Genomic DNA, 12,074 nt, shown 5'->3' on the forward strand with positions numbered 1-12,074 from the left:
GCACCCACCTGCGCTATTCCTCCGTCCACAGGTGGTGATCAGTCATACTCCCGACGTAGTACGGGAGTACGCAGCGTGGCCCCTCGGACAGCGGACAGCGACCCGCGGCGCCGCCCCGCCGCCACCGGTCCGACGCATACGGTGACGCCCCGCTCGCGGTGGGTGAGTGTGACGGAAGCGGGTTTGGCTCCGGGCATGTGCGATCCGTACAGTTTCCCTTTTGAGGACTTCCGCAGCAGGCGGATGCGGACGAGTGATCGAGGAACGGCAGCGGCGATGACGGTGACCGAAGACAGCCAGGACTACGGCCAGGACCACGGCCACGACTCCGGGCACGCCTACGGGCCCGGGATCGACCCCGAGCGGCTGGCCCTCTGCCTCAGCGTGCTCGACGAGCTGGACAGGATCGACGTCGACCACCCCGACGCGATCACCGTACGCCGTGCCACCGCCGGCCTCTACCGGACGGTCAAGCAGCGCCGCCGCCAGGAGCGCCGCGCCGCCAAGACCGCCAACGACAAAGCCGTCACCGAGGCCACCGCCACCGGCTCCGCCGAGCGCATCGACGACGAGACCGAGGGCATCCTGCCCTCCTCGGTCACCGAGGCCGGCCGGATCGCCGGGATACTCCAGCGCCCGCGCTCCTGCTACGTGTGCAAGACCCGCTACGTCGAGGTCGACTACTTCTACCACCAGCTCTGCCCGGGCTGCGCCGTCGAGAACCGGGCCAGGCGGGAGGCCCGCGCCGACCTGACCGGCAAGCGCGCGCTGCTCACCGGCGGCCGGGCCAAGATCGGCATGTACATCGCGCTGCGGCTGCTGCGCGACGGCGCCCACACCACGATCACCACGCGCTTCCCCAAGGACGCCATCCGCCGCTTCAAGGCGATGGAGGACTCCGCGGACTGGATGCACCGCCTGGAGGTCGTCGGCATCGACCTGCGCGACCCGGCCCAGTCCGTGGCCCTCGCCGAGCAGGTGGCCGCGGCCGGTCCGCTCGACATCCTGATCAACAACGCGACGCAGACCGTGCGCCGCCTGCCCAGCGCCTACGCGGCGCTGGTCGAGGGGGAGTCCGCCCCGCTGCCCGCCGGTGAGCTCCCCGCCCACCACGTCATCGGCGCCTTCAACTCCGGCGCGGTCGACGGTCTGGCGGCGCTGCCCGTCGGGGTGAGCGGACTGGAGGCGCAGAAGGTCGCCGACCTCGCCCTCGTCGCGGGCAACGCCAGCCTGGAGCGGCACCTCGCCGGCACCGCCATCGACGCGGGCGGCCTGCTGCCCGACGTCGTCGAGTCCAACACCTGGGTGCAGACCATCGACCAGATCTCCCCGGTGGAGCTGCTCGAGACCCAGCTGTGCAACTACACGTCGCCGTTCATCCTGATCAGCGCGCTTCGGCCAGCCATGGCGGACGCCGCCCGCAAGGCGGCCAACGGGCGGGCGTACATCGTCAACGTCTCGGCGATGGAGGGCGTCTTCAGCCGCGGCTACAAGGGCGCGGGGCACCCGAACACCAATGCCGCCAAGGCCGCGATGAACATGGTGACGCGGACCAGCGGCCAGGAGATGTTCCAGACCGACCGCATCCTGATGACCTCGGTCGACACCGGCTGGATCACCGACGAGCGTCCGCACTTCGACAAGCTGCGCCTCGCCGAGGAGGGCTTCCACGCCCCGCTCGACCTGGTCGACGGCGCGGCCCGGGTCTACGACCCGATCGTCCGCGGTGAGGCCGGCGAGGACCTGTTCGGCGTCTTCCTCAAGGACTACGCCCCGGCGAACTGGTAACCCCGCGACCCCGGAGTCCCCTCCCCGTCCTACCGGGCCCGGTCCGGCCCGCCCGGCCCGCCCGGCCTCCTCGACCCCCTCGGCGCACCGAGGGGGTCGAGCGCGTTCCCGGGGGGTCCGACCCGGCAGGATCCGGCCGCGACCAGTTCCAGCAGAGGCTGCCAGTCCTCCAGCACGCCCGCGTCCAGGCCGGCCGCGGCGGCTGCGTCCCGGGCCTGGCGCAGGGTGGCCACCGCCTCGGCGTCGTCGCGACCGCTGCCGTCGCGGTGTCCGTCGTCCGCCCCGGCGGGCCGCTCCGGCGACTGCAGCCGTACCAGCCGGGCCACCCGATCGCCCAGCAGCGGGCGGATCGATTCCGCGGCAACCCCGACGGTAACCGTCCCGTCACTCAGACGGAGCAAGCGCCCGAGGCGGTGCACCAGGCCCGCGATCTGCAGTTCCTTGTCGAAGGGGTGCGAGCGGCGCAGCAGGGCGGCGGTCCGCAGGCCCCGGTCGTCGGGGTCGGCGCGCAACAGCTCCATCAGCTCCAGCACGCTTGTGACGTAAGGGACTTGAGCCTCGGGCACTCCGGACCTCGCCACCGCCGACCCCCTCCGTCACACCCCGCACGTCCGGGGTCGAGCAGATCAGCCGTCACCTGCCCGCAGACCCACGACTTGCTGAACTAGGAGCGAAAGTAAGAGGGCGCAGCGGATTTTGCCTTCCTATCGAGCGGAGGTCCGCTCATATGTGTACCCTGGGGCATCAAGACGGCCCCCACCCGGGCCGCGCTCCACCAAGGCGCCACCGCGTCCGGAAACCTTTCATCCCTTGCCCGGGGCGCGGTCCGCCCACCGGGTTGCGCGACACGAAGGAGTGCGCGGTGACTGAGAAGACAAAGCCCGAACCGACGGTCATGGAGCGGACGGGAACGCGGGCGAAGCCCCGGACCGACGAACTCGGAAGCCTCGAGGTCTGGGCCCGATCCGCCCCGATCCGGCTGGCCGGGTACGAGGACGACCTGGCGGAAGCGCACATCCTGCCCGGTATCGACTAGTCCGCACAGCGGTGCCAAGCGCCCCCTCGTGCCACGCGCACCGGGGGCGCTGCCCTGCGCCCGGTCCGGTTCCCCTCCCGGCTACGCCCTGAGCGTCTTCGCGGACGGCGATCACCGCTTCCGGCGCCGCGCCCGGCCCGGCAGGCTGGCGGCCATGAAGCTGCTGATGCTGGGTGGTACCGAATTCGTCGGACGCGCGATCACCGAGGACGCCCTGACCCGGGGCTGGGAGGTGACCGTCTTCCACCGCGGACACCACACACCCCCGCCGGGCACCTCCGCCCTCCACGGGGACCGCACCGCCCCCGGCGGGCTGGCCGCCCTCGGTACGGGAGAGTGGGACCTGGTCGTCGACACCTGGGGCGGCGCGCCCACCGCGGTGCGCGACAGCGCCCGCCTGCTGCGGGACCGGGCCGGGCGGTACGCGTACGTCTCCAGCCGCTCGGTGTACACCTACCCCGCGCCCGCCGGCCTCGCCGAGGACGGCGCTCTGGTCGGAGGCTCGCCGGACGCCGGACCGACCGCCTACGCCGAGGACAAGCGGGGCGGCGAACTCGCCGCCCTGGCCGCCTTCGGGGACCGCGCCCTGCTCGTACGCGCCGGCCTGATCCTCGGTCCGTACGAGAACGTCGGCCGGCTGCCGTGGTGGCTGGAGCGCACCGCCCGCGGCGGCCCCGTGCTCGCACCGGGACCGCGGGAGCTCCCGATCCAGTACATCGACGTACGCGACCTCGCGCACTGGACCCTCGACGCGGCGGCGGCGGGGCGCTCGGGCGCCTACAACCTGGTCTCCCCGTCCGGGCACGCCACGATGGGCGGGCTCCTCGACGCCTGCGCCGCCGTCACCGGGGGCGGCGCCGACCTGCGCTGGACCGACCCGGACCGGCTCCTGGACGCGGGCGTGCAGCCCTGGACCGAGCTCCCGGTCTGGGTCCCCGAGGGCGAGGCCCACGACCACATGCACCGCGGGGACGTCTCCAAGGCGCTGGCCGCCGGGCTGACGTGCCGGCCGGTCGAGGAGACCGTGGCCGACACCTGGACCTGGCTGGGCACGCTCGGCGGAGCCGCCCCGCAGCGCCCCGACGTGCCGGCCAAGGGCATCTCGGCGGAGCGGGAGGCCGCGCTACTCGGGCTCTGAGCGGCGCGCGTCCGCGAGGCGGGTCGGCGGGAGGTACTCGCGCACGAGCGTGCGGTGCCACCAGGCCCCCGTCTCGCGCAGCTCCCGCCAGGTGGTGAACCGGTAGCGGTACAGCAGGGCGCGGACGTGGACGGGCGGCGCGTCGGGGAACGGATTGCCGCGCAGCAGCCGCAGCGTGTCCCGGTCGCCCGCCAGCAGCCGCTCCACGAACGGCCCGAACCAGTCGCGCGCGTAGTCGGGGGAGATCGCGGCGAACCACATCAGCCAGTCCAGCCTCAGGTGGTACGGGGCGAACTGGCGCGGAATCCGGCCCGGTTCCCCCGGCTTGCCCTTGAAGCCGTACTCGCGCCAGTCCCCGTCCGCGCGCGGCACCCGGTCCGTGGTGCCCTCCACCGCCACCTCCATCCGGGTCCGGCCGACCGAGCCGAAGGCCCCGTAGGTGTTGACCAGGTGCAGCGCGTCGAAGGAGCGGTTCATCACCTGGCGGCGCGAGACCATGTTGAGCACCGGGTGCCGGCTGAGGAACAGGACGAGGACGGTCACCGCGCACACCAGGACCACGAACCACACGGGACCCGTGCGCGAGGCGGCCGCCGGGGGAGGGCCCGCGAGCCCCGTGAAGTCCACGGCCGAGACGGCCAGCGTGATCGTCAGCCAGTTCAGCCACGCGAAATTGCCCGAGAGCACCAGCCACAGCTGTGTCGCGATGACGATCCCGGCGGCGTACGAGGCCACCGGCTGCGGGGTGAACAGCAGCACCGGGACGATCAGTTGGGTCACGTGGTTGGCCGCGCACTCCACCCGGTGCAGAGGTTTCGGCAGATGGTGGAAGAACCAGCTCAGCGGCCCGGCCATCGGCTGCGTCTCGTGGTGGAAGTACAGGCAGGTCAGCTTGCGCCAGCAGGGGTCCCCGCGCATCTTGATCAGCCCGGCCCCGAACTCCACGCGGAAGAGCACCCAGCGCAGCAGCCACAGCACCAGCACGGGCGGGCCGGCCCGTGCGTTGCCGAGGAACACGGCCAGGAAGCCCACCTCCAGCAGCAGCGACTCCCAGCCGAAGGAGTACCAGGTCTGCCCCACGTTCACGATCGAGAGGTAGAGCAGCCACAGCACGGCCCACATGGCCATGGCCGCGCCCAGCGGCACCTCGTCCCCGGCCCCGGCGGCCAGCGCCGCGGCCAGCGCCGCGCCGCCCCAGGCGCAGCCCGCGAAGAGCCGGTCGGAGTAGTGCAGTTGGAAGAGGCTCGGGGCGCGCCGGAAGGGCACGTACCGTACGTAACGCGGTACGGGCGTCATGCCGTGCGCCCCGATCAGGGCCCGGAACTGCAGGGCGGCCCCGAGGAAGGCGACGAGGTAGACCCCGGCCAGGGCCCGCTGGAAGACCAGCCGGGCGAGCCAGTATCCGGGCGCCGTGAACCAGTCCATCGCCTCCAGTATCGGACCGGTCAGCCGGTGGCGGCCAGCCTGCGCAGGTGGTGGCCGAGCCAGCGGGCGTAGGACAGCTGGAGGAAGGGGACCACCGGGCCGGCGAGGCGGGTGTACCAGGCGTTCGGGCGGCTGAAGGCGGTGACCGTGAACCACACCGTCCCGTCGGGGTCCATGTCCACGATGAAGGACTCCTCCCCGCACTCGGGGTGCCCGGCCAGGGTTCCGTAGGCGAAACCGATGCGGGCGGGCTCGTACGCGGTCCAGATCACCTCGCACGGAGCGTCGATCCGCAGCGGCCCGAGGCCGATCCCGACGATCACCCGGCTGCCGGGCCGCACCGCGCCGGCGTCGGCGCGGACGCGCATGCCAGACGTCCGGTGTGCCTCGAAGGTGGTGACCGCGGTACCGGCGGCCTCGAAGACGGCCCGGCCGTGGCCGAGGCGGGTGCGGTGCCCCAGGTGGTTGTATCCGGCGGGCAGCGGCCGGTGGGTCGTCGCGCCCCGGTCGGGGTAGTTGACGGTGTCCCGGCCGGCGCTGATGAGGCGGGTCATGGCGAGGTCTCCACTCGGTCGGTGGGGCGGGTGTCGGCGGTGCGGATGTCGGCGGTACGCGCGTCGGCGGTACGCGCGTCGGCGGTGCGCGCGTCGGCGGCCAGGCGGCGCCAGGCGAGCACCGAGCACAGGGCGAATCCGAGGGCGTTGCCGAGGCCGTGGGTGGCGGCCATCCAGGTCAGGGTGGGATGGGTGATCCCGGTGGCCTCGCCGGCCGCCCACCACAGGGCGAGCAGCATCGTGACCACGAGCACGGTCGCCGAGGTGGCGAGCAGGGTCCGTGTGGTCCGGTCCGCGCCCGCGGGCCGGATCTCCCGCCAGGTGAGCAGGGCCACGGCCCACATTCCGCCGGTGAGGACCACCGCGCCCAGCAGCTCGGCCCAGTCGTCGACGAAATAGCCCAGGAGGACGAGCAGGGTGCCCGCCGGGACGCTGTACGCCGCCCAGCGGGCGAGGCCGCCCGTTTCGGCGCGGCCGCTCACGGCGCGGCACACCAGCCCGGCGACCAGGGCTGCGGTGAACCCGGCGAAGTGGAAGTGGGGCACCGTCAGCGCCAGGATGTCGAGGTCGAAGCCGAAGAGCCGGTATCCGGCACGCTCGGCGACGAGCGCGGTGGCGGCGATCGACGGCGAGACCAGCGCGGTGGCGACGGCGATGGAGGGCGGGGTCAGGGAACGGGCCCGCAGCAGCCGGACCGGGGCCCGGGCGGCGAGCGCCAGGCAGGCCGCCGCGTACAGCGCGGCGAGCGCGGTGGCGGGCAGTCCGCGGGGCAGCCACAGGCACAGGGCTCCCGGGGCGGCGGCGAGCGGCCAGAGGCGGGCCGTCCGCAGGAGCCGGGCCGGTTCGATGAGCCGCAGGCCCGCCGGGACGACGTAGAGCATGCCCAGGGTGACGATCACGTTCACCAGTACCGTCACCCTGGACTCCCCCCAACGCTGCGGCCCAACGCCTTGAACGCGTTCAACTCACGATGGTGAGCGTACGGCGTTCCTTGAACATGTTCAAGGTGCGCTCCGGTTGCGGCTCCCGCGCGGATGCGGCAGACAAGAGGTGAGCAACCGGGGCGAACAGGGAGATTCAAGTGAACGGATCGTCACTTCCGACACCACGTCAGGCATCGCGGCGTCATGCGCCCGCCGGAGCCGCCCTCTTCGCCCTCCTCGGCCTCCTCGCCGCGGCGTGCGGCAGCCCCGAGCAGCCGAAGGGAGCGCCCGGAGCCGAGAGCCAGGAGGTCTACCTCCAGCCCGTCGCCTCCGCCGGACCCGACCCCTTCACCCCCTCCTCGGCCACCGCCGAGTCCGCCCCCGTACAGCCCCCGCTGCCCAACCCGACCGGCCAGGGCATCCGTACCGTCAACGCGGCCACCCCCGGCCTGTACGGAGGCACCCAGCGGCTCGGCAGCTGCGACGTGGAACAGCAGGTCCGCTTCCTGGAGGACGACAAGGCCAAGGCCCAGGCCTTCGCCGAGGCGTCGAACATCGAAGTGGGGAAGATCCCCGAGTTCCTGCGCGGCCTGACGCCCGTCGTCCTGCGCGCCGACACCCGGGTCACCAACCACGCCTTCCGCGACGGTGCCGCCGACGACTTCCAGTCCGTCCTGCAGGCCGGCACCGCCGTCCTCGTGGACGAGCACGGCATGCCCCGGGTCCGCTGCGGCTGCGGAAACCCGCTGGCCTCCCCGCGGACCGCCAAGGGATCCCCGGTGCACAAGGGCGATCCGTGGAGCGGCTACCAGGCCAACCAGGTCGTCGTCATCGAACCGACCACCCACGTGATCAACAACCTGGTGATCGTCAACATCGCCGACAACACCTGGATCGAGCGCAAACGGGGTGACGACGGCGCACAGGACCGGGTCCCGAAGACGCTGCCCCCGTACGACCCGTCCGCCGGCATCCCGGACGGGCCCGTCACCCCGCCGGGGTCCGCGTCGGGCGACCCCTGCCCGCCGAACCAGGCCTCACAGGCATCCCCGAACGTCCCGACCGGTGCCACCGCGCCGACGCCGGGGGCGACGGACTGCCCGCAGGGCTCGCAGAGCTCGACCGGCGGGAACCTGCCGCGGAACCCGGGCACGCCGTCCAACCCGTCCACCCGGCCGCGGCAACCGGAGCAGCCGCAGCAGCGGCCGCCGTCCGCCGAACCCTCGGACCCCCTGGCCGGCCTGCCGCCGCTGGACCCCGGCGAGCTGGGACTGCTTCCCCCCGAACCCGACGGATCGGGCCTGCAGCCCGCAGACCCCGCCGCCCCCGCAGACCCCGCCGCTCCGCTCGACCCGGACATCCCGTCCGACCCGTACGCCCCTTACAACCCGGCCGACCCCTACGCGGTTCCGGACCCGGACCTGCAGCCGCAGTCCTCGGACGGAGGCAATCCGCTGGAGAGCGCCTGACCGGCCCGTGTGTCATGGTGGATCGGTGCCGACCACCGTATCTCTGCCGGACGACTGGCCCGCACACCCGGACCGGTCGCTCTCGCTGAACCGCATGGGCAGTTTCGACTGGGACCTGATCACCGGTCTCATGCACATGGACGAAGCCGCCCTCGACGTCTTCGACACGACTCCCGACGAGTACGACGGCCGGCCGGAGTCGCTCAACCCGCGCGTTCCCGCCACCGAGGGCGCCCGGCTCGACGCCCTCGTCTCCTCCGCCCTCAAGAGCGGCGAGGACAGCTACGGCGCCTACTTCCGCATCCGCTGCCACGACGGCCGGCTGCGCTGGACGCACACCCAGGGCCGGGTCATGCGCGGCCAGGACGGCCGCGCGTACCGCATCATCGGCATCGTCCGGGACGCCACCGACGAGCTCAGCCACTCGGCGGAGCGGCTCGGCCTGGACGAGGAACGGCGCCGCCAGACGTCGGTGGTCGAGTCCACCACCGCCGCCCTCGCGCACGCCCGGACCGTGCAGGACGTCATCGACGTCATCGGCGACGCCCACGGACTGGAACGGCTCGGCTCGATGGGGATGGTGATGGGCCTCGTCGAAGCCGGCCGGATCCACCTGGTCGCCGAGGGACCCGAGGACAGCTTCGTCCCCGGCACCCGCTACACCCGCATCGACGAGCAGTACCCGATGAGCGAGGTGGTCCGCTCGCTGGAGCCGCGCTTCCTCGACTCGGCGCAGGAATTCGCCCGGGAATACCCCGGGCTCTGGGCGAAGATCTCGTACATGCGGATCTCGGCCGCCGCCTACCTGCCGCTCATCGCCCAGGCCCGCCCCATAGGCGCGATCGGACTGCTCTACCAGGACAAGGACGGCTTCACCCAGGAGGAGCGCAATCTGCTCGTCGCCCTGGGCAGCAGCATCGCGCAGAGCCTCCAGCGGGCCATGCTGCTGGAGCAGGAGCATGATCTGGCCGAGGGCCTCCAGCAGGCCATGCTGCCGCGCCGGATCCCCTCGGTCGCCGGTGGGGAGATCGCCGTGCGCTACCGGTCCGCCCGGATGGGCCAGGACATCGGCGGCGACTGGTACGACGTCATCCCGCTGCCCGGCGGCCGGGTCGGCGCCGTCATCGGCGACGTCCAGGGCCACGACACGCACGCGGCGGCCGTCATGGGCCAGCTGCGGATCGTGCTGCGCGCGTACGCCGCCGAGGGGCACTCGCCCGGCACGGTCATGGCCCGGGCCTCGGTCTTCCTGCACGAGCTGGACACCGACCGGTTCGCGACCTGCACGTACGTGGAGGCCGACCTCTCGACGGGCGTCCTCCAGGTGGTCCGGGCGGGCCACATCGACCCGCTGCTGCGCACCCGCGACGGGGACTGCCACCGGCTCCCGGTGGCGGGCGGGATGCCGCTCGGCCTCTCGGCGGAGTTCAGCCGCCTGGAGTACCCGGTGACCACGGTGGAGCTGGACCCGGGGGAAACGGTCCTGCTGTGCACCGACGGCCTGGTGGAACAGCCCGGCGCCGACCTCGACGACGGAATCCAGCTCCTGGCCTCCCACATCCGCCGCGGACCGGCGGACCTGCAGCTCCTCGCGGACCTGCTGTGCGAGATCGTCGACGAACGGGGCGGGGACGACGACATGGCGCTGCTCCTGCTGCGCCGCCACGTGGTGGCCGCCCAGGAGGGCGGCGGCCGCCTCCAGCAGCACGTGGCACCGGGGGACCCGGAGGCCCTGGTGGCGGCCCGGCACATGATCGGCGCGGCGGTGCGGTCGTGGGGCGCACGGGAACGGGCCGACGAGATCGAACTGGTCGCGGACGAGCTGATCGTGAACGCCCTGATGCACACCGACGGCCCGGCGATCGTGACCCTACGGGTCCTCGCGGGCCCCCAGCGCCGGCTCCGGGTGGAGGTGGAGGACCGCTCCAGCGCCCTGCCGCGCCGCCGCGAGGCGGGCGAGTCGGGCGTCTCGGGACGGGGCCTGATGCTGGTCGACCGCCTGGCGGACGTCTGGGGCGTGGAACCGCGGGGCGGCGGCAAATGCGTCTGGTGCGAGTTCGTGATGGGCTGACCCACCGTTTCGCCGTCCTCCGGACCGCTGCCGATGGCGGCTGGCAGGATCACCGGTATGTCCGAACCGACCCGCGCCATCACCGCCTACTGGGACGCCGCCGCGGCCGCGTTCGACGACGAACCGGATCACGGCCTGCGGCAGGAGCACACCCGCGCCGCGTGGGCCCGGCTGCTGAGGTCCTGGCTGCCCGCCGGGCCGGCCGGCGTCCTCGACCTCGGCTGCGGTACCGGGTCGCTGTCCCTGCTGCTGGCCGAGGCCGGGCACCGGGTGACCGGCGTGGACCTCGCGCCCCGGATGGTGGAGCGGGCCGAGGCCAAAGTCGCCGCCGCGGGTCTGTCGGGCCGGTTCCTCGTCGGCGACGCCGCGGATCCGCCGACCGGGCAGGAACGGTACGACGTCCTGCTCTGCCGGCACCTGCTGTGGACCCTGCCCGATCCCGGGGCCGCACTCCGCGCGTGGGTGGCCCGGCTCGGCCCGGGCGGGCGGCTCGTACTGGTCGAGGGGCGCTGGCGGGAGGCCGGCGACAGCGGCGCGCCCTACGTCGCCGGAGCCGAATCGCTCCCCTGGCACGGCGGGATCACCGCGGGCGAACTGGCCGATGAGGTCCGGCCCCTGGTGTCCGACCTGCGGATCGAACCGCTCAGCGGCGACACCGAGTTGTGGGGCGGACCGGTCACCGACGAGCGGTACGCACTGATCGCCCGGACCTGACCCCGGCGGCCGCAGGCAGCCCGGACGGTCGCGGCGGCGCGACCCCGCCCGCTCGCGCTCCGCCGGAGGCGGCGGCAGGCTGGGACCATGCCGGAGCTGCCCGAGGTCGAGGCCCTGCGGGAGTACCTCGACGAGCACCTCACCGGGCGGGTGGTCGAGCGCGTCCTCCCGCTCGCCGTCAGCGTGCTCAAGACCTACGACCCACCGCTGACCGCCCTCGAGGGGCAGCCGGCCGGCCCGGCCGCCCGGTACGGCAAGTTCCTGGCCCTGCCGGTCGGCGACCTCCACCTCGTCACGCACCTCGCCCGGGCCGGCTGGCTGCGCTGGCAGGACACCCTGCCCGCACAGCCGCCGCGCCCCGGCAGGGGGCCGCTCGCACTGCGCGTCTCCCTCGTGGGCGGGGGCGGCTTCGACCTCACCGAGGCCGGGACACAGAAGCGCCTCGCCGTGTACGTGGTCCACGACCCGCAGGAGGTACCCGGGATCGCCCGCCTCGGCCCCGACCCGCTCGCCGAGGGCTTCGACCGGGACGCCTTCGCCGCGCTGCTCGCGGGGGAGCGGCGCCAGATCAAGGGCGTGCTGCGGGACCAGAGCGTGATCGCGGGAATCGGCAACGCCTACAGCGACGAGATCCTGCACGCGGCCAGGGTCTCGCCGTTCAAGCTCGCCGCCTCCTTCACCGAGGAGCAGCTCACCCAGCTCTACGAGGCCGTGCGGAGCACCCTGGGCGAGGCCGTCGGCCGGGCCCACGGGGTGGCCGCGGGACAGCTCAAGGCCGAGAAGAAGAGCGGTCTGCGGGTGCACGGCCGGGCCGGTGAGCCGTGCCCGGTGTGCGGGGACACCGTACGCTCGGTGTCCTTCGCCGACTCCTCCCTGGAGTACTGCCCCACCTGCCAGACCGGCGGGAAGCCGCTCGCCGACCGGCGGCTCTCACGGCTCCTCAAATAGGCGGCCGC

11 protein-coding genes are annotated in these 12,074 nt (G+C 73.4%); 7 read left to right on the forward strand and 4 right to left on the reverse strand.

All coding sequences use genetic code 11. From position 1 onward, the window contains the following. Nucleotides 1-276: 276 nt before the first annotated feature. Nucleotides 277-1,788 (forward strand): SDR family NAD(P)-dependent oxidoreductase, encoded by a 1,512-nt coding sequence (locus tag ACXNSR_RS32860; protein ID WP_458638987.1) that lies wholly within the window; start codon nt 277-279, stop codon nt 1,786-1,788. 29 nt (nt 1,789-1,817) lie between these two features. On the opposite strand, the gene ACXNSR_RS32865 is transcribed toward ACXNSR_RS32860, so the two are convergent. Continuing rightward, nucleotides 1,818-2,321, reverse strand: a complete 504-nt coding sequence (locus ACXNSR_RS32865; protein WP_458638988.1) for an HD domain-containing protein — start codon at nt 2,319-2,321, stop codon at nt 1,818-1,820. Between the two features lie 329 nt (nt 2,322-2,650). Here ACXNSR_RS32865 and ACXNSR_RS32870 point away from each other — a divergent pair, with 329 nt between their 5' ends. Together ACXNSR_RS32870 and ACXNSR_RS32875 are read left to right on the forward strand one after the other, a co-directional pair. Continuing rightward, complete coding sequence (locus ACXNSR_RS32870; RefSeq protein ID WP_162500713.1) at nt 2,651-2,824, forward strand: hypothetical protein; 174 nt, start codon at nt 2,651-2,653, stop codon at nt 2,822-2,824. Nucleotides 2,825-2,978: 154 nt separating this feature from the next. Next, on the forward strand, nt 2,979-3,962 hold the full coding sequence (locus tag ACXNSR_RS32875) for an NAD-dependent epimerase/dehydratase family protein (RefSeq protein WP_458643462.1): 984 nt from the start codon (nt 2,979-2,981) through the stop codon (nt 3,960-3,962). On the opposite strand, the gene ACXNSR_RS32880 is transcribed toward ACXNSR_RS32875, so the two are convergent. Genes ACXNSR_RS32880 through ACXNSR_RS32890 form a run of 3 tightly spaced genes read right to left on the reverse strand, consistent with a single transcriptional unit; the run spans nt 3,948 to nt 6,858 of the window. After that, complete coding sequence (locus ACXNSR_RS32880; RefSeq protein ID WP_458638989.1) at nt 3,948-5,387, reverse strand: lipase maturation factor family protein; 1,440 nt, start codon at nt 5,385-5,387, stop codon at nt 3,948-3,950. The genes ACXNSR_RS32875 and ACXNSR_RS32880 overlap by 15 nt on opposite strands. Nucleotides 5,388-5,407: 20 nt before the next feature. Beyond that, nucleotides 5,408-5,941, reverse strand: coding sequence for a DUF1990 family protein (locus tag ACXNSR_RS32885; protein ID WP_458638990.1), 534 nt, complete (start codon nt 5,939-5,941; stop codon nt 5,408-5,410). After that, nucleotides 5,938-6,858, reverse strand: coding sequence for a YndJ family protein (locus tag ACXNSR_RS32890; RefSeq protein WP_458638991.1), 921 nt, complete (start codon nt 6,856-6,858; stop codon nt 5,938-5,940). The genes ACXNSR_RS32885 and ACXNSR_RS32890 overlap by 4 nt, the downstream gene beginning before the upstream one ends. A gap of 164 nt (nt 6,859-7,022) precedes the next feature. Between ACXNSR_RS32890 and ACXNSR_RS32895 the strand changes: the two genes are divergently transcribed. The 4 genes from ACXNSR_RS32895 to ACXNSR_RS32910 all read left to right on the forward strand — a co-directional run bounded on the left by ACXNSR_RS32895 (nt 7,023) and on the right by ACXNSR_RS32910 (nt 12,066). Further along, nucleotides 7,023-8,333, forward strand: a complete 1,311-nt coding sequence (locus ACXNSR_RS32895; RefSeq protein WP_458638992.1) for a DUF6777 domain-containing protein — start codon at nt 7,023-7,025, stop codon at nt 8,331-8,333. Between the two features lie 7 nt (nt 8,334-8,340). Further along, nucleotides 8,341-10,404 carry a SpoIIE family protein phosphatase gene (locus ACXNSR_RS32900; protein ID WP_458638993.1) on the forward strand — a complete coding sequence of 688 codons (2,064 nt, stop codon included), beginning with the start codon at nt 8,341-8,343 and terminating at the stop codon, nt 10,402-10,404. A 57-nt stretch (nt 10,405-10,461) separates the two neighbouring features. After that, a complete protein-coding gene (locus tag ACXNSR_RS32905) occupies nt 10,462-11,118 on the forward strand; it encodes a class I SAM-dependent methyltransferase (RefSeq protein ID WP_458638994.1) in 657 nt (218 codons plus the stop codon). Nucleotides 11,119-11,205: 87 nt separating this feature from the next. Beyond that, nucleotides 11,206-12,066, forward strand: coding sequence for an Fpg/Nei family DNA glycosylase (locus tag ACXNSR_RS32910; protein WP_458638995.1), 861 nt, complete (start codon nt 11,206-11,208; stop codon nt 12,064-12,066). The last annotated feature ends 8 nt before the right edge of the window (nt 12,067-12,074 follow it).

The organism is Streptomyces sp. NC-S4 (assembly GCF_054353315.1).

Coding starts and splice junctions, on each gene's coding strand:
- ACXNSR_RS32880 (WP_458638989.1), bottom strand. CDS start 5,387: ATGGACTGGTTCACGGCGCCCGGATACTGGCTCGCCCGGCTGGTCTTC.
- ACXNSR_RS32885 (WP_458638990.1), bottom strand. CDS start 5,941: ATGACCCGCCTCATCAGCGCCGGCCGGGACACCGTCAACTACCCCGAC.
- ACXNSR_RS32910 (WP_458638995.1), top strand. CDS start 11,206: ATGCCGGAGCTGCCCGAGGTCGAGGCCCTGCGGGAGTACCTCGACGAG.
- ACXNSR_RS32875 (WP_458643462.1), top strand. CDS start 2,979: ATGAAGCTGCTGATGCTGGGTGGTACCGAATTCGTCGGACGCGCGATC.
- ACXNSR_RS32860 (WP_458638987.1), top strand. CDS start 277: ATGACGGTGACCGAAGACAGCCAGGACTACGGCCAGGACCACGGCCAC.
- ACXNSR_RS32905 (WP_458638994.1), top strand. CDS start 10,462: ATGTCCGAACCGACCCGCGCCATCACCGCCTACTGGGACGCCGCCGCG.